The following is a 17,119-nucleotide window of genomic DNA, read 5'->3' as shown; positions in this document are numbered from 1 at the left end:
TACCTCCGTCGGTCCAGGGCGGCCCTGGACGGTCGTCAGTTCACACGTGAGAGGCCCACCACAGCGTGTGCTCTCTGGAAATCGCTTCCTCGACCTCGTCCACGAAGTGAGCCCAGTCCGGCTCGGTTTCCGGCCACCGGATCCTTGAGGCGATGTCGGCGAGTTCCTGCGCCGCGATCCCGTAAGCCGTGGCCAGTTGCTGGTGCTGCCGCGTCTGTACCCATGCCAGTCCGCCCGCTGCGATGGCTCCAGCGATGCCGGGCACGTCAATCGACAAGATACTGACGGCGTTCAGAACAGCTGCGATCAGACCGACCGTCTCCAGGGATGCCAGTAGCACTGACCAGCGAGAGACGCTGCGCCCGTGCTTCCACGCACGCGTGGAGTACCAACGGCTCTGATCCTCGATCCGTCCTGTTCGATAGGCCTGTTTGCGGGCGTCGAGGCTTCGCGCCCGCAGTGCCCGCATCTCCTCGGTGACCTGGAGGTCATAGGTCTCCCCTTGTGACGGGAGGCTGTGTAGATTGCCCAGAATCTTCGCGAATCTGCGCAACAGCAGCGTCTCTGCCCCCCGCTCGTCACCGGCGTCCTTGCCGAAGGGCTGACCGCCGACCGCGAACCGCCAGGCAAGCGTCTTGGTGGACTCCGCGGCCGCTCGGGACTCGTACCACTGGCGGTCGGGCCGTTCGGTCAGCAGGTAGACCTCAACGACGAGCGCAGTGCACAGCGTCCCGGCTGCGGCCACCGCGGCTACGTCGAGTCGCCCCACGTCGATGTCGAAGCTTCCGAGCACGGCGGCGAGCAGCAGGGCGACCAGACGCAGCGCCGTAGCCGCCAGCAGGCGCTGCTGGCAGCTGATCGCGCTGGTGTCAGCTGCTCGAAAGAGCGCGGGGTAGTGCGAATCCGCCAGGGCCTCCACTCTTTCGAGTTGATGTAGAGCAATGCTTTCTGTCAACCCTTCTGTGGACAAATGCTCGGTTCGTGGGCGTCAGAGAAGGCCGGATCCGGCCATGCGACCGCTGCCGGAAGGTATGTGGGCTGCTCAGGTAGCGGTGGCGGAACGGCGAGGACGACGTGCCAACTGGAAGAATCCTCGAGGGTGGCCGGGGGCTGCGTCGAGGGGAACCGATCAACGTAGCGGATAAGGATCTTCCGTGCTCACTTGTTGCGTGAACCTGACGAGCTTCCCCTTCGCCCTGACTCATGACTCGGAGACAGGGATGTGTAGCCAACGTACAATCGGACAGGTTGTTTTGCTCCTCCTGCGGATGTGACCAGGCTGCAATGTAACGCTGCAGGGCCCTGGGGCAATGTAAGGCTAAAAAGAGCATAAGCCGGTGACCACGAAACCGAGGTCATCGGCTTAGGCACCTCTAGGTTTGGCGACTATCCGTAGCAGAGCAATAGCCGAGCGCGACTGTCAGTGCATGACAAGACGAATGGGACCAAGATGGATATTCTTGTACAAAGCGACGCGCCAGGCCTCACTGGACCGTGCTGCTCTCGGCTCGATGTACTGGCGGCGAGCAGCGGGGCGGCTCGCATCGTCGCGCGGCTTACTCGAAAAGATCAGGAGGAAGCGGACGGGCCAGAGCCGGTCCGAGTTGCGTCATTCAACTCGTTCATCTGACACAACTCTGATTATCAATGGCCGTATCAACTCTGTTTCGACAGTTCGTGCTCAAGGTCCATAGCAGGTGTGACCTGGCATGTGATCACTGCTATGTCTACGAGCACGCCGACCAGAGTTGGCTTGGGCGGCCGGTGAGAATGACCACCGCCACCATGGCGCGGACAGCCGAGCGCATCGCCGACCATGTCAGGGCGCACGGTCTGGACGAGATCTGCCTGGTCCTGCACGGCGGGGAGCCGCTCCTCACCGGACCGGGCCATCTGCGCGACCTCATCGTCGCGCTGCGCAGCCCGTTGCATGGTCTCTGCGACATCGACCTGCACCTCCATACCAACGGCGTGCGACTCGACCGGGGTTTCTGCGACCTCTTCCGCGAGCACCACGTCAAAGTTGGGATTTCGCTGGACGGCGATCGGGCTGCCAACGACAGGCATCGCCTCTACCGTGACGGGCGGAGCAGCTACGACAAGGTCGTCAAGGCCGTCGGCCTGCTCCGCTCGGAGTATCCGGACCTGTACTCCGGGCTTCTTTGCACCATCGACGTGGCGAACGATCCGATCGCTGTCTACGAGGAACTCCTGGCGCATGAGCCCCCGGCGATCGACTTCCTCTGGCCGCACCACACCTGGGACCGGCCGCCTCCGCGGCCGTCCGCCACCGCCTATGCCGACTGGCTGATCACGATTGCAGACCGCTGGTTCGCCGACGGATGCCCCGTTGCGGTACGGATGTTCGACTCGATCATCAGCACGAGCCAAGGCGGGAGCAGCTTCACCGAGTCCCTCGGCCTTGAGCCGACCGATCTCCTCGTCGTGGAGACCGACGGACGGTACGAGCAGGCCGACTCGCTCAAGACCGCCTTCGATGGCGCGCCGGGCACCGGGACGGACGTCTTCCAGAACTCAGTCGACCAAGCGGGGGAGCATTACGGCGTCACGGCACGTCGAGGTGGGCTCGCGGTGCTGTGCGCGCAGTGCAAGGAATGCCCCGTCGTCGCCACTTGTGGCGGCGGGCTGTTCGCTCACCGGTACCGCGGAGACGGATCCGGCTTCGACAACCCCAGCGTCTACTGTGATGATCTGTTCACCGTGGTCGAACATGTTCGCGAGCGCGTTGCGGAACGTCCCGACACGCTGCCGCCCGCCGTTCTGATCTCCCTGGCCGCGGGCCACGGGGACCGGTTGGCAATCAGCCGCCTGAAGAGCGCCCAAGCGGTCGGCAATCTCAGCCTTCTCGTGGCGATCGGCCGCGCGACCACCCCGGGCCCGGGGTGGGACCTGGTGAAACAGGTCGAGGCCGAGGACCCCGTGGCGCTCGACGCCGTGCTCGCCCACCCTTACGTGCGGGCGTGGGCGGTCGAGCGGCTTAGAGATCTTGAGGACGGCGCCGATCCCGTCGACGACGGCCTGCTCGCCGCTGTAGCCTGCGTGGCCGCTGCGCGTGCCGGACTGAGCGCCAAGCTCGAGATCCCCGTTCGGGGCGGCGCGGCATATTTCCCGACGGTCGGGCGGTTCGCGGTCCCGGACAAGGAAGTGACCACGGTGCTGGTAGGCGACGGACGGATCAACGTCCCGGACGCAGGTGAACCAGAAAAGGTCCGGCGTGTGGAGGCCGGGCGGCTCTCCGTCGCGCTGGAGGACCTGGACCCCTTCCGCGACCGCCATGACTGGCCCGCCGCCGACAGGCTCAGCGACGAAGAGTTCGACCGGTGGCGGATCTTCTTGCGCGAGGCGTGGGAGTTGCTGGAGGCGGACTACGCGGAGTACGCCGAGGCAATCGCCGGCGCGCTGTCAACGATCGTTCCGCTCAAGGATCCGGGAGGGGGACGCAGCGTGAGCTCGGCGGCCCGCGACGCGTTCGGATCGGTCGGCATCGCGCTGCCCGAGACTCCAGCTCTCCTCTGCCTGCTGCTGCTGCACGAGTTCCAGCACGTGAAGCTCGGCGCAGTACTCGATTTCGTCGACCTCTATGACGTAAACGACCACGGCAAGTACCAGGCCCCCTGGCGCGACGATCCCCGGCCGATCGAAGGACTGCTCCAGGGCACGTACGCACACATCGCCGTCGCGGACTTTTGGCGTCGCAGAGCCCAGTCGCCGGACAGCGGCACTGCTGCGGAGGCGTGCGCGTACTTCGACGAGTGGTACCCGAAGACGCTCTACGCGGTGGGGGTCCTGGAGGCGAGCGGGGCCCTGACGGGTCTCGGCGAGCAGTTCGTGGCCGGGATGCGTGCAACGCTGAAATCCTGGCAACCGCCTCCCGAGGTGCCGTCCGCCCCGACACCGTTGCAGGGTCCGCAGCGTGGCGCGGCGGACTGACACCTCGGAGGACCGTCCAGCCGCGGCCGGGCGCGCGGCGCTGGCGGGCGACCTGAGGGCTTTAGGGGTACGGCCCGGAAGCACCGTCCTTGTGCACGCGTCGCTGCGCAGCTTGGGCCCGGTCGTAGGTGGCGCGGCCGCGGTGGCGGGCGCGCTCGGCGATGTGCTCGGCCCCGAAGGAACGATCGTCGTGCCCACGGGAACGGCCGAGAATTCCGACACCTCCCGCGCGTACCTGGAACGGACGAAGGGAATGTCCTCGGCCGAGCGCGAGCGCTTCCACCGGTCGATGCCGGCGTTCGACCGTTCGTCTACGCCGTCGACCGGGATGGGCGTGCTCTCCGAGCACATCCGGACGTCTCCCGGCGCCTGGAGGAGCGGCCATCCCCAGACGTCGTTTGCGGCACTTGGTGCGAACGCCGCGTACATCACCGCAGGGCATGCGGCGGACTGCCATCTTGGCGAGAGGTCGCCACTGGCCAAGCTGTACGAAGCCGAGGCCGACATCCTGCTGATTGGTGTCGGGTACGAGAGGTGCACGGCACTCCACCTCGCGGAGTACCGTTACCTGCCCGCCCCACCGACCCGCACATACCGCTGTGTGGTCGAACGCGGTGGCCGCCCGGTCTGGTGGGAGTATGAGGACGTCGCCCTGGACGACGGGGACTTCGCCGCGCTCGGCCGCGCCCTCGACCGGACATGCCCTGTGGTCAAGGGTCGTGTCGGTCGCGCTGGCTCCCGCCGTGTTCCGCTGAAGGCCGCGGTCGAGTTCGCCTGCGCCTGGCTCGCGGACGCGCGCGGCTGCTGACGCACGGCCCGATTTGCGTCATAGTACCTATTCACGTCGGTGCGTCCGGCCATACAGTTACCCCGGAAGGGAGGAGTATGTCCGGAAGGAGCTCATCGGAGAACGAACGCCCGCAGTTCTTTCTGAGTTATGCCAGGTCACGCTTTCAGCCCGAGGTCTCCGACCGGTGGGTGACCCAGTTCTTTGACGATCTTTGTCAGGATGTCGGCCAGACAATGGGCGTGTCCAATCCGGGATTTATGGACAGGCAAATCCCAGTGGGAGTTGAGTGGTCAGGCCGCCTGAAGATCGCTTTATCGAACTGCCGGATCTTTGTCGCGCTGTTCTCACCCGCCTACTTCGAGAGCGACTACTGCGGGAGGGAGTGGGCCGCCTTCCAGCGGCGCTGCCAGGCCCAGGCGCTCGGGCAGAACCCTCCGTCTGCGATCATCCCGGCCTTCTGGGTTCCCATGGAGCTCGACGAGCTGCCATCTTCGGTGCACTCGATGCAGAACATTTCTCCAGGTTTCCCCGAGGCCTACGCCGCCGAGGGCCTCTACGGGATCATGAAGTTGAGCCGGTACCGGGAGGACTACGAGGAGACGGTGTTGCGCTTAGCGCGGCTCATCAAGGAGCGTGCGGCTGAATGCGACCTCATGACGAGCTCCGTCTCTCCTCTGGAAGCACTGCAGAGTCCGTTCACCGATACGTCCCCGGCCAGGAACAGACCGATCGTGCGGCTTACCCTCGCCGCACAGCAACTGGATCAGCTCCCACGCGGCCGTGACGCCTACTACTACGGTCGGACTGCACTGGAGTGGATGCCCTACCGCGATCACGACCACTTGGTGCCGATCGGCGCCTACGCGCGAGAGGTCCTCGAGGAGATGGGCCATGGCTCTGTCGTCGACGGCATCGATGACGCGGCGCAGGACCCTTTAGAGGAACCGGGCGTCCTGGTGGTCGACCCGTGGGCTGCCAAGGACCCGGTCATTGGCAAACGCCTGCGGCAGATGGACCGTGATCCCGTCAACCTCCTCGCGCCGTTCAACTCCGAGGACCACGAGACAATGACCGCTTCCGCGGACCTGGCCGAGGGCCTGACGGAGGTGCTTCCCCGGAGCATGGCTCTGATCGGCTCCGCTACGCGCCTCGCTTCGCTCAACGCCTTCCGCGACGCATTGCCCAAGGCCGTCCATGAAGCGGTCTCCCGCTACTTCAAGACCACGGAAGTCCATCCTCCGCAGACTCCGCCCACCATGTCCCGTCCCTCGCTTCAGGGGCCGGAGTTCTAGGGCAAGGAGGCATCATGAGCAGCGACGGCACCATCGTCACTTTCTACTCCTACAAAGGCGGCACCGGGCGTACGACCGCGTTGGCCAACGTCGCATGGATTATGGCGATGGCCGGGAGCAGGGTGCTCGTCATCGACTGGGATCTGGAGTCGCCGGGGCTGCACAAGTTCTTTCACCCTTTCATGGACCAGAGGACCGTGGCTGAGACGCCCGGCGTCATCGAACTACTCACCGACTACTCGTGGGCGGCGACGCACAAGCATGAGGACGCCGCGCGGGACTGGCACCTGAAGTACGCCAAGATTTTGAAGCATGCGGTGTCGCTGGACTGGGACTTCCCGGACGGCGGGATGCTGGACTTCGTCTCGGCCGGCCGGCAGAATCGCGACTACTCGTCCTTGATCACCAGCATGGATTGGGACAACTTCTACGACCGACTCGGCGGCGGCCAGTTCTTCGACGCCCTGCGCGCCGACATGCGGCGGCACTACGACTACGTGCTGATCGACAGCCGCACGGGACTCAGCGACATCGCTGACATCTGCACCGTTCACTTCCCGGACGTCCTGGTCGACTGCTTCACTCTGAGCGACCAGAGCATCGACGGCGCGGCCGCCATCGCCGCGCACATCGACGAACGCTACCGGGAGCGCCGCATTCGTATTCTGCCGGTGCCGATGCGGATCGACTACGGCGAGAACGCCAAGGTCGAGGCGGGCCGGGCTTACGCGCGCGAACGGTTCGACCAGTTCCCGCGCGGTATGAACCAGGAGGAGTCGGCCCGATACTGGCTCTCAGTGGAGATCCCGTACCGCCCGTACTACGCCTTCGAGGAGACACTGGCGACCTTCGGTGATGCGCCAGGCTCGCCGAACTCGATGCTGGCGGCCTTCGAGCGGCTCTGCGGCGAGATCACTGAGGGCCGGGTAGGAGCCTATAGGCCGATACCCGAGGAGCTCAGGAAGTCCACGCTGGACCGCTTCACCCGGCGTGGGCCCTCGGAGGTCACCGATGTTTACATCAACTATGTGTCCGAGGACCGCGCGTGGGTCGACTGGATGAGCCTGGTCTTGGGACGCGTGGGATACCGGGTGATCACACGCAGCGTGGACGCAAGGCAGAACGACCCGTCCGAGGGACGGGCCGCCGGCTCTGGTCACACGCTCGTCCTCCTGTCCCCCAGTTTCGTCTCCTCACAGGCCGCGCAGCAGGAGTGGGACGTCCTGACCAGCCGAACCGCGGGCCCCCACCGCAGGCTGACGGCCGTACGCGTCCTGGACGCCCAACTCGGCGCGGCCTTCGGCGGCCCGATGCCGGTCGACCTCACCGGGCAAGGGGAGCGGGAGGCCCGCGAGGCGCTGCTGCGCTCGCTCGGCCACTCCAAGCGTTCGGCCGACCAACCGACCGAGCACTCGCGGGTGGTGCCCCGCTTCCCCGGGGCCGCCCGGACAGCGCCCCCCACATGGAACGTTGACCGGCGTAATGCCGTGTTCACTGGTCGCGGCAGGCTGCTGGAGCAGCTTCGCGACAACCTGCTGGGCACCACGCAGCGTATCGTCCAGCCGCAGGCCCTTCACGGTCTTGGCGGGGTGGGTAAGACCCAGGTCGCCATCGAGTACGCACACCGCTTCAAGGCGGACTACGACCTGGTCTGGTGGATCAATGCTCAGCAGCCCGACTCGATCCGGGCCGGGCTCGCCAACCTGGCCGAGGACATGGGGCTGCGGGTCGGGGACAGCATCGCTGACGCCGCGAACGCCGCCTTGGATGCGCTGCGCCGCGGCACTCCCACCCCTCGCTGGCTGATCATCTTCGACAATGCCGACAATCCCAAGGAACTGAAGGAGTACCTGCCGGGCGGCGACGGGCACGTCATCATCACTTCCCGCGACCCGGACTGGACCCAACTCGCCCAGGCGCTGATGGTGGACGTGTTCGCCGAAGCGGAGGCAGTCGAGCACCTGCGTCGCCGCGTCCCGAAGATCTCCGACGACAACGCGCACAACATCGCCAAGGCGCTCGGCAACCTGCCGCTCGCCATCGAGCAGGCCGCAGCCTGGCTGGCGTCTACTTTCATGCCCGCCGGCGAGTACCTGGAGGCACTGGAACGCGAGACGGCGTCCACGCTGGAGTTGAGCGCCAAAGACGTGCCCCAGTCGGTCGCGGTCACCTGGAACGTCACCTTCCGGCAGTTGCGTGAAGCGTCTCCTGCCGCGGCACGGCTGCTGGAATTGCTGGCGTTCTTCTCTGCGGAACCGATATCGCTCGACCTCGTCTACAGCGACGAGATGGCGAGCATCCTCCTGCCGCTGGACGAGACACTGCGCGACCGGCTCGTCCTCGGAAAGCACGTGCGGGAGATCAGCCGGTTCGCGCTGGCCAGGGTCGACCAGGACAACAACTCGATCCAGGTCCACACCCTCGTCCAATCCGTCATCCGGCACGGGTTGTCGACGGCCAGATCAGAGGAGACCTGCCACGCCGTGCACAAGATCCTCCTCGGAGCACGTCCCAAGCACGGAGATACCGACGACCCCAGGAGCTGGCCGAACCTGGAGGAGATCCTGCCGCACGTCAAGCCGTCCGGCGCCGCCCTGTGCGATGACGAGGACGTCAGGCAGATGCTCATCGACCTGGTGCGGTACCAGTGGAAGCGCGGGAACTTTGACAGCGCCCTCGACCTTGGTGACGAGCTGAGCAAGGAATGGACGGGCAAGCTCGGCGAGGACCACTTTCAGTGGCTGTTCCTGCAGGCGCAGATCGCCAACGTGGAGCGCTCGCGCGGCGCCAGCAAAGCTGCGTACCAGCGCGACATCGATGTGATGAACCGGCAGATGAACTCACCGACGCTGGGACCCGAGCATCCGCACACGCTGATGACCGCCGGAAGCGTCGCCGCGGACCTGCGTGCGCTCGGCCGGTTCCGGGAAGCCCTGGAGATGGACGAGAAGACCTTCAAGCGTGCCACCGAAACCTGGGGAGAGGACCATCCGCGCACCCTGATGACCGCGCACAACTTGGGGGTCGACTACCGTTTGAACGGCAAATCGGCCAGCGCATACCGACAGGACCGGCAGACACTGGAACGCCGCCGCAACGTTTTAGGGGAGGACCACCCTTACACGCTCTACACCGAGTCCTGCCTCGCGTGGGATCTACGTGAGGCAGGTCGCTACGACGAGTCCGTCGAAATGCTGCGTGGTGTCTACCAGAGATACATGGAGGTCCTCGGCGACCAGTTCCTGGACACGCTGCGTGCGGGGACAAGTCTGGCGATATCGCTGCGCAAGGTCGGCCAACTGGAGGAGGCTCTGGCCCTCGCGGAGGAGACCTATGCCAGGTATCAGCGCTACTTCCCTGATTCGCCCGACTCCGTGCCTGCCGACCTGGAAGTCGCTGCCTGCATGTCCGCGATCGGTGACCACCTGGCGGCCCGCGACCGCGCCCAAGCCGCACTGGTCGTCCATGCCCAGAAGATGGGCAAGGAGCACCCGCACACCCTGCTTGTCGAAAACAATCTGGGCTGCTATCTCCGCAGTGCCGGTGACCTTGACGAGGCTGTGGCACTCGCCTCCAGGGTCGTGCCGGCCCTGGAGCTGGCGCTCGGCCAGGGGGAGCAGCCGCCCGGTCGGGGGCACCCGTTCATCCTGTCCGCCGCGATCAACTACGCGAACTGCCTGGGCGACGTCCGCCGCTACGAGGAGGCCGAGGCGCTCGAACGGGACGCGCTGGCCAGGCTGACCGAGCTCCTGGGCGAGCGGCACCCGGACACCAACGTTTGCCGAGCCAACCTTTCCGTAACCCTGCAGGACATGAACCGTACGACGGAAGCGTACGAGCTGCGCGAGCAGGCCGCGGAAGCCCTGCTCGTGCTGGCGGAGAACCACCCGCACCCGATCATCGCGAACGTCCGGAACGGCGTCCGCCTCAACCGCGATCTGGAGCTACAACCGCTGTGACGGCTGTACCGCTTCGGCGAGCCAGGCCAGCACGTCCGGGATGACGTCGAACGCGCCGAAGTGCGCCGAGTCGGACTGGATCACGACGGTGGAGGTTCGGATCCGCCCGGCCAGCCACCGGGAGTGCCCGGCGGGCGAAAATGTGTCGTCCGCGCCGTGCCAGAGCATCGTCGGCACTCCAATGTCACCGGGGTCGAACCCCCACGGGCGGCTAAAGGCCAGCAGGTCATCGATCCAGCCATCTGCCGATCTGCGGAACGCCTCCGCGAAGGTCTCGTAGAGCATCCTGCGCATCCCGGCGTCGGCCACCACGCGCCGGTCCGACCGGGGCAGTTCCGCGTGGATCTCGGCCAGATACCGCGCCGGGTTCGCGCGGATGCCGTCGGCGGCCGACCGCAGCCGAGCGGAGATCAGCCGACCCTGGCCGCGCGCCGCGAGGTACTGCTGGGTGTTGGACATAGCCATCCCCTCGAACCAATCGAGTCCCTCCGCCTGCGCGGGCGCCAGCGCCACCAGCGCCGCGACGCGCCGGGCGCGCTCGGGAAGCAACGCCGCGCAGGCGAGGGCGTGCGGACCGCCGCCCGACCGGCCGAGGACAGCGAACTCCTCCAAGCCCAGGAAGTCGGCTATCACACGGACGTCGGCGGCGATATCGGCGACTGTGCGCCCGAGGCTCCGGTCCGAAAGGCCGTAGCCGGCTCGATCGAAGGAAATGAGCCTGATACCGAGCTGATAGAGCACCATGGGCCGTGGAATCGGCCCCAATCTGCTCCCGGGCGTTCCATGAAGGAGGAAGACGGGACGGCCTCCGGGTTCCCCGCACTGCTGCACGGCAAGCCCCCGTCCGTCAGCGGCGGTCACAACCATCATCAAGTCCAGCCTCCGATCCGATGCGGGACCACTATGAAGCCTTCATCTGCTTCTAACTGAGTCACCGCACAGGAGTCAATACTCCGCGCCACATCTGGAACCATTTGGCGAGCCCGACATATTTTCGTCTTCGCTTCTGTCTTATGCGGCTTGGTCTGATTGGTTATAAGTGTCAGCCGAAAACGCCTCCTCAAAGTTGATCAAGATGCGGAGGTGATATGTGGAGTTTGGAGAGTGTCGTTGATTTATTGGTCATGCATTGTGTCAAGTGCGACGCTCGGTGACCAATCTTTTATTTTTAACGGACCTCGTAGTTTAGAGGGACGGCGATTGCCTTGATGATTTGGCCGACCTTGCTGAAGCTGCAGCGCATCTTCGCAGTTTGCCATAAACGATCTGGGCGTTTGCGCGATCGCCTGGTCTGCCGGAGTTTGGCGTGCGCCTGGTTGACCTGGTTCTGCGACTCGAGCTTGTCCCTGCCCTTGTTTGTAGGGCGTGATGACGCACGAGGCTTCGGCTCCTGGTATGCCTTGTCGGCCAGGGCGAGCCTCCCTTTCTTTGCCAGTTTTCGCAGGATGCCCCGAATACGGGCGGCGGTCAGGTCGTGGACCCTTTAGCAATGCCCCGAGGTCCACATCCGAGAGCACCGCAACACCGAGCTGGTGAGAATGATCAAAGAAATCCATGAAGAGTCACGCCAGAGCTACGGCTCGCCGCGGGAGCACGCCGAGCTGACGCTCGGACGGGGCGAGCAGGTGAGCCGCAAACGAGTCGAGCGGCTGATGCGCCAAGCCGGGATCCAGGGGATCTACTGGCGCAGGGGGCGCCGCAACCTGGGCAATGAGCCGACCGAGGAGGACCTGGTCAAGCGGGCCTTCGACGTCAGGCGCCCGACGTGCTGTGCGTCACCGACACCCCGAGCACCCGACCGGCGAGGGGAAGCTGTACTGTGCGGACGTGCTGGACTGCTTCTCCCGGCGCATCATCGGCCATTCCATCGACATCCGCCAGACCATCAAACCCACGGTCGATGCGATGGCCGCCGCAGCCGCCCGCAGAAAGCCGCCCAGGAGGCCACGATCCTGCATTCAGACCAGTGAACCCAGTTCACGTCCTGGACGTTCGGAAAGCACCTCGGGGCCACCGGACTCCTCGGCTCGGTGGGCACGGTCGGCGACTGCTACGACAATGCCATGATGGAGTCGTTCTGGGGCACGATGCAACTCGAACTCCTCGACACCAGGAATTGGCGGACAAAAGCCGACCTCGCAGCCGCGGTGTTTGAATGGATCGAGTGCTCGTATAACCCGTTCAGAGCACAGCCTCGAAATGCTCAGTCCGGTGGAGTACGAGGAACGACACCGCGCCTCGTCCACGACCACCTGCCCCATCTCACCCCAGCTGTCCGTGCTGCGGGGGAACCTCAGAGAGGGCATCACGCCCGTCAAACGTGGCCGGCGCCTCACGGGCGCGCCGTGCGCCTGCTGTCCCCACACGTGTACGACGTGATCACAACCGACCCTCACGAAGATCGCGGCAGGTCTGTGCGTGCCGCTGATGCATTCAGTTTTCAGCAGGCCACAGGTCACCATATAACCCGCCATTTATGGGCCAACCATCCTAAGGCGTCCCGGGCGAGATGGCGGCTCCCATTGTCCGGGCTCTGTTGTCCGGTCCCGTGCCACCGGCGCCGGACAATCTTCGGGCTGTAGAACCGGCATATCGAGCCATCCCAGCCCAGCGCGATATCGGGTCCGAGGGCGACGATCCCAGGCGGAAGACCGGCTGGTGACCCATCAAGAACCGAAGGAACGAAATGTCCATCACGAAGACGGCGGTGGTCGGGGCGACCACCCTGGCCTCCACCGCTCTGCTCGCCGCCTCGGTCGGCACGGCCAACGCGGCGTCCGCACAGTCCGCACACTCCACGCAGGTCAAGACGGTCATGCGGGCCGCGGTTCCGGCGAGCGACGCGCAGGGGCGCACGATGGCGGACACCTCCACCAGTGTCCGGATCAGCGCGGCTGAGTCGGGGAGCGCGTCCCGTTACTGGACGGAGCGGCGGATGGCCGCCGCCACGCCGCTGGACCTCGAGGACGGCGCCGCAACCGGCCAACAGCTCACCGCGCAGTCCATTCCCGTGTCCAAGCCGTTCGGCGGGGTGCCCACCGTCGGGGCGCTGTTCTCGAACGACGGGCACGGCGACCACTACTGCACGGCGAGCGTCGTGCACAGTTCTTCCCAGAGGCTGCTGATAACCGCCGCCCATTGCATCCACGGCGGCTTGGGGAAGACGTACAGGCGCAACGTGGTGTTCGTCCCCAAGTACGACCGCGGGCACCGCCCGTACGGAATGTGGACGGCCGGCATGCTGATGGTCGAAAAGCGCTGGGCGTCCAAGAGTGACCCCGACCTGGACTTCGGGTTCATCGCCTTGAACACGCGGAACGGCACGACGATCCAGAAAGCGGTCGGCTACAACAAGCTCAGCATCAACCGGGGTGTCGGCAGGACGGTGGACGTGTTCGGCTACCCTGACGCGCGCGAGAGGCCCATCTCCTGCCACACCAAGACGGCGAGGTACTCGAAGTACCAGATCCGGATGGATTGCACCGGCTTTACCCGTGGGACGAGCGGCAGCCCATGGCTGCTCGGCTACAACGGCAAGACCCACACCGGTTCCATCAACGGCGTTATCGGCGGCTTCCACACCGGCGGTCACACGGCCTCCCGGTCGTACTCGGCGTACTTCGACAAGGATGTCGCCAACCTCCGCAGCGCCGCCGACAAGCGCGCGAGCTGACGGCCCGTCCACCGGCGGGCCCGACCCCGCCGGTGGACGGTACGGGCCGGGATGGAAGGGCCGCCGTGACGGGACATGCGGCTCAGCCGACCGTCAGGTTGATGGGATCGACGCCGCGCGGCTCGAAACCGAGCGTCTGCCCATAGAAGGCCAGCTCCGCCTGCAGGGACGCGATAGCGGTGTCGGCGCGGCGGAGCCCTCGAAGGCGAGGTAAGCGTACGGCATCTTCTTGGCGACCAGCGCGACGGCGAAGCGCTCGGACTGGTCCCGGGGGGGGGACCACCGGGCCGTCGAGGCCCTGCAGGAGCAGCACCGGGCAGGCCGTGTCGCAGCCACGATCACCGGTTTCCTGGAAAACGGGCGCCTGATCCGGCTGCTGCTGCGCCGCTCGGCCGGTGCGGTTCCCCAGCGGGCGAAGCGGCCCCACGTGAGGGCCATCAAACCGGCCACACCGACCTGTTGACTACAGATTGCCACTGATCGTCCCTTTTCGTGTTCTGCTTTCTGTGACTCGCCCCCGCGCGCCTGTCAGCGGGCAGACCGAAAGGACACCCCCTGTGATCCCCCGCTTGCAACAACTGCTCCCCTCACCACCGCCGCGATCGTCGCGGCCATGACCACCCTGGCCGCGCTCGCCGCACCTGCGGACGCCGCCGCGCGGCCACGCACGGTCTCCTTGGCCGAGCTGCGCGACGTCGCCCATGTGCCCTGCACGGAGCACATCGCCGCCAACGCGGTGTTCCACGCCGACGGCGCCAGTTACTCCACCGACGCCCAGGGCCGCCCGTCCGCGCCGACGTCGACGAGGTAGGTGACCGCCTCGGTCGCCGATCGCGGCCCGTGCCAGCGCAAGGTGGGGCATTTGGGGCCCCGCAGGCTACGACGGCGGCCACCTGATAGCCGCGACCTTGCACGGCTTCGACGAACGCTACGACTTGGTCCCGCAGTGGGCCTCAGTGAAGCGCGGGATCTACGAGCGCATGGAAGCCGGCGCCAAGGACTGCCTGAAAGCGCGGGCGGCCACATCCTGCAACTACCGCATCCGCGTCAGCTACAGCGACCTGACCACCCTGACGCCCGACACCTCCACCACCGACGTCCAGGTCGACACCGAGGCGCATCCCGCGCAGAGCATCCAGCTCACCATCCCCAACCGGGCTCTGGACAACAGCGAGTAAACCCGACTGCGCAGCGAACTCGACCAGCGCCTGGCCTCCGCCGGATGCGCCTGACCGTGCGCCCCTTGGGGGTATCTCGAGCGTGGCCGGCGCCTCACGGGCGCGCTGTGCGCCTGCTGTCCCCACACGTGCACGACGTGATCACAACCGACCCTCACGAAGATCGCGGCAGGTCTGTGCGTGCCGCTGATGCATTCAGTTTTCAGCAGGCCACAGGTCACCATATAACCCGCCATTTATGGGCCAACCATCCTAAGGCGTCCCGGCGAGATGGCGGCTCCCATTGTCCGGGCTCTGTTGTCCGGTCCCGTGCCACCGGCGCCGGACAATCTTCGGGCTGTAGAACCGGCATATCGAGCCATCCCAGCCCAGCGCGATATCGGGTCCGAGGGCGACGATCCCAGGCGGAAGACCGGCTGGTGACCCATCAAGAACCGAAGGAACGAAATGTCCATCACGAAGACGGCGGTGGTCGGGGCGACCACCCTGGCCTCCACCGCTCTGCTCGCCGCCTCGGTCGGCACGGCCAACGCGGCGTCCGCACAGTCCGCACACTCCACGCAGGTCAAGACGGCCATGGGGGCCGCGGCCCCGGTGAGCAAGGCGCTCAAGCTCTCGCCCCACGGGTACGGCCGCCTGAAGATCGGCATGTCCGAGCAGCGGGCCCGGAAGACCGGCATGATCGTGCTCAAGACACACGGGCCGGCCTGCGACGGTTACGACCTCAAGGGACACCCGACCGGTCGCGACACCGTCGGCGTGTACGTCTCCCACAAGTACGGGGTGGCGCTCATCCAGCCGCCGAAGAACACGCGAACCACGCGGGGCATCCACATCGGTTCGACCCTCGCGCAGGCCAAGCACGCCTACCCAGGCCTCAAGCGCAACAGCCAGGGCTACTACGGCGTCGCCGCGCCGGGCAACCCGCAGGCCCTCTACGAGTTCGACATCTCCCGCGGCAAGGTCAACTCCATGACCTTGATCCTCAAGGTGCAGGACTGCTTCGGGTGACCCTGCCGCTCTAAACGGCACCGGCCGCACGCCAAGGCGGGGAAGGTGAACCGCTCCCGGCATCGCCGTGGCCCGTCGACCGCCGGCGTGTTCGCGCCCGGCGGCAGGTACAGAAGACGCCGCTCCAGGGCAGAGCCTGCCGCGGCGAGAAGCAGCAGCGACAGGCACTCCGTCCGCCGGGCCCCAAGCCCGGCGGACGGGGGCCGACCGATCATCGACACATCAAACGTTCACACTCTGACCCGACAATCCACAAGGGAGACAATTCCATGAATTCCCGGCAGGCCCGCAGCAAGCAGACCGGGCCGGCACTGGCCACCGCACTCTTTTCCGCGACGCTCACCACCGCCCTGGCAACGGGCCCGGCGGCGTCGGCCTCGACCACGGCAACCGGCTGGACCATCACCCAAGCGAACCCCACCGCCCAGACCGCACCGCAGAAGGTCCCCGGAACCGACATCGCGTCCGGTGCCGACAAGAGCAGCCCGGCCGCAGCGGTCGTCCGGCTCGCCAACAGCCAAGTCGGCTACCACGAAAAGGGAAACAACTGCACCAAGTACGGCAAATGGGCCCACCACGACTGCTCCCAATGGTGCGACATATTCGTCGGCTGGGTGTTCTCCAATACCGGCCAACTCAAGGCGGTCGGCGGCAAAGTATACCCAGGGGTCGATGACCACATAAAGTGGTTCGAAAACCACAAACGCTTTCACCACAGAGGCGCGAAGGGAGGCGGCCCCCACCCGGGGGACGTGATCTTCTTCGACTTCAACGGCCACGACGGCGCGGACCACGTCGGGATCGTGGTGGGCTATGACGCCACCCACGTCACCACCGTCGAAGGAAACCGCGGCGACCAGGTGAAGAAGCTGACGTACTCGCGCTACAGCCGCTTCATCTGGGGGTACGGCTCCCCCGCCTGGTGAGGGTGAGACGCTCACGCTCGGCTCCCAGATGAGCCGGCACCAACGCTACGGCTGGTGGCCGCGGCGGCAAACGAACACCGCGGTGGCGACGTGCGGTTGCGCGTCGCCACCGCCCCGGGCCCACCGCGCCGCCCATTCGCTCATGAGCCAAGCGCAGCGGCGCGGACCGAAGACGGCATCACGGAAGTCATTCGAAACCAGTTCAATTCATGCCGTTTTCTTACTCTCTCGACAGAGGGGGATTAATCACCTTTCTGGATTTTTTCGCATGGCAGTCCATCAGGAGTCGAGACTCTGGTAAAAACTCCGTGCCGCTCTTGATGACGATTGATAATGACT

13 protein-coding genes are annotated in these 17,119 nt (G+C 65.9%); 11 read left to right on the top strand and 2 right to left on the bottom strand.

What is annotated here, in order from left to right:
- Positions 1–40: 40 nt before the first annotated feature.
- Complete coding sequence (locus tag CHC11_RS38175; protein ID WP_179279217.1) at positions 41–919, bottom strand: DUF4231 domain-containing protein; 879 nt, start codon at positions 917–919, stop codon at positions 41–43.
- A 728-nt stretch (positions 920–1,647) separates the two neighbouring features.
- Here CHC11_RS38175 and CHC11_RS38170 point away from each other — a divergent pair.
- The 4 genes from CHC11_RS38170 to fxsT all read left to right on the top strand — a co-directional run bounded on the left by CHC11_RS38170 (position 1,648) and on the right by fxsT (position 9,992).
- Positions 1,648–3,951, top strand: a complete 2,304-nt coding sequence (locus CHC11_RS38170; RefSeq protein WP_089316779.1) for an FxsB family cyclophane-forming radical SAM/SPASM peptide maturase — start codon at positions 1,648–1,650, stop codon at positions 3,949–3,951.
- Positions 3,935–4,759, top strand: a complete 825-nt coding sequence (locus CHC11_RS38165) for an AAC(3) family N-acetyltransferase (protein ID WP_218826424.1) — start codon at positions 3,935–3,937, stop codon at positions 4,757–4,759. Before CHC11_RS38170 ends, CHC11_RS38165 begins: the two co-directional genes overlap by 17 nt.
- 77 nt (positions 4,760–4,836) lie before the next feature.
- Positions 4,837–6,033, top strand: coding sequence for a TIR-like protein FxsC (locus CHC11_RS38160; protein ID WP_179279216.1), 1,197 nt, complete (start codon positions 4,837–4,839; stop codon positions 6,031–6,033).
- Positions 6,034–6,047: 14 nt separating this feature from the next.
- Positions 6,048–9,992 carry an FxSxx-COOH system tetratricopeptide repeat protein gene (gene fxsT / locus CHC11_RS38155; protein ID WP_089316777.1) on the top strand — a complete coding sequence of 1,315 codons (3,945 nt, stop codon included), beginning with the start codon at positions 6,048–6,050 and terminating at the stop codon, positions 9,990–9,992.
- Here the strand turns inward: fxsT and CHC11_RS38150 are convergent.
- Entirely contained in the window at positions 9,978–10,859 is an 882-nt protein-coding gene (locus CHC11_RS38150; protein ID WP_281258439.1) for an alpha/beta fold hydrolase, read from the bottom strand. The two genes, fxsT and CHC11_RS38150, sit on opposite strands and share 15 nt — an antisense overlap.
- A 638-nt stretch (positions 10,860–11,497) precedes the next feature.
- Here CHC11_RS38150 and CHC11_RS38145 point away from each other — a divergent pair.
- The 7 genes from CHC11_RS38145 (at position 11,498) to CHC11_RS38110 (ending at position 16,780) form a co-directional block, all read left to right on the top strand.
- Complete coding sequence (locus tag CHC11_RS38145) at positions 11,498–11,962, top strand: IS3 family transposase (protein ID WP_342750035.1); 465 nt, start codon at positions 11,498–11,500, stop codon at positions 11,960–11,962.
- A 60-nt stretch (positions 11,963–12,022) separates the two neighbouring features.
- Complete coding sequence (locus CHC11_RS44005) at positions 12,023–12,574, top strand: integrase core domain-containing protein (protein WP_089316774.1); 552 nt, start codon at positions 12,023–12,025, stop codon at positions 12,572–12,574.
- A 104-nt stretch (positions 12,575–12,678) separates the two neighbouring features.
- Positions 12,679–13,665, top strand: coding sequence for a trypsin-like serine peptidase (locus CHC11_RS38135; RefSeq protein WP_089316773.1), 987 nt, complete (start codon positions 12,679–12,681; stop codon positions 13,663–13,665).
- Between the two features lie 613 nt (positions 13,666–14,278).
- Complete coding sequence (locus CHC11_RS38125) at positions 14,279–14,476, top strand: hypothetical protein (RefSeq protein ID WP_089316772.1); 198 nt, start codon at positions 14,279–14,281, stop codon at positions 14,474–14,476.
- A gap of 19 nt (positions 14,477–14,495) precedes the next feature.
- The gene (locus CHC11_RS38120; RefSeq protein ID WP_089316771.1) at positions 14,496–14,843 is read left to right on the top strand and encodes a DNA/RNA non-specific endonuclease; all 348 of its coding nucleotides are present in this window, start codon (positions 14,496–14,498) and stop codon (positions 14,841–14,843) included.
- A gap of 447 nt (positions 14,844–15,290) precedes the next feature.
- Complete coding sequence (locus tag CHC11_RS38115; RefSeq protein WP_089316770.1) at positions 15,291–15,854, top strand: hypothetical protein; 564 nt, start codon at positions 15,291–15,293, stop codon at positions 15,852–15,854.
- 269 nt (positions 15,855–16,123) lie between these two features.
- Positions 16,124–16,780: a CHAP domain-containing protein gene (locus tag CHC11_RS38110; protein WP_089316769.1), complete on the top strand. Its 657-nt coding sequence runs from the start codon at positions 16,124–16,126 to the stop codon at positions 16,778–16,780.
- Positions 16,781–17,119 lie beyond the last annotated feature (339 nt).

Source organism: Actinomadura mexicana, from assembly GCF_900188105.1.
Taxonomy (GTDB): Bacteria; Actinomycetota; Actinomycetes; order Streptosporangiales; family Streptosporangiaceae; genus Spirillospora; species Spirillospora mexicana.
The sequence above is the reverse complement of the archived record's forward strand: the minus strand, read 5'-3'. Positions and strand labels throughout refer to the sequence as shown.

Excerpts from the sequence above, each read along its gene's own strand:
- CHC11_RS38170 (WP_089316779.1), top strand. The coding sequence starts at position 1,648 with ATGGCCGTATCAACTCTGTTTCGACAGTTCGTGCTCAAGGTCCATAGC.
- CHC11_RS38160 (WP_179279216.1), top strand. The coding sequence starts at position 4,837 with ATGTCCGGAAGGAGCTCATCGGAGAACGAACGCCCGCAGTTCTTTCTG.
- fxsT (WP_089316777.1), top strand. The coding sequence starts at position 6,048 with ATGAGCAGCGACGGCACCATCGTCACTTTCTACTCCTACAAAGGCGGC.
- CHC11_RS38150 (WP_281258439.1), bottom strand. The coding sequence starts at position 10,859 with ATGGTTGTGACCGCCGCTGACGGACGGGGGCTTGCCGTGCAGCAGTGC.
- CHC11_RS38135 (WP_089316773.1), top strand. The coding sequence starts at position 12,679 with ATGTCCATCACGAAGACGGCGGTGGTCGGGGCGACCACCCTGGCCTCC.
- CHC11_RS38125 (WP_089316772.1), top strand. The coding sequence starts at position 14,279 with ATGACCACCCTGGCCGCGCTCGCCGCACCTGCGGACGCCGCCGCGCGG.
- CHC11_RS38115 (WP_089316770.1), top strand. The coding sequence starts at position 15,291 with ATGTCCATCACGAAGACGGCGGTGGTCGGGGCGACCACCCTGGCCTCC.
- CHC11_RS38110 (WP_089316769.1), top strand. The coding sequence starts at position 16,124 with ATGAATTCCCGGCAGGCCCGCAGCAAGCAGACCGGGCCGGCACTGGCC.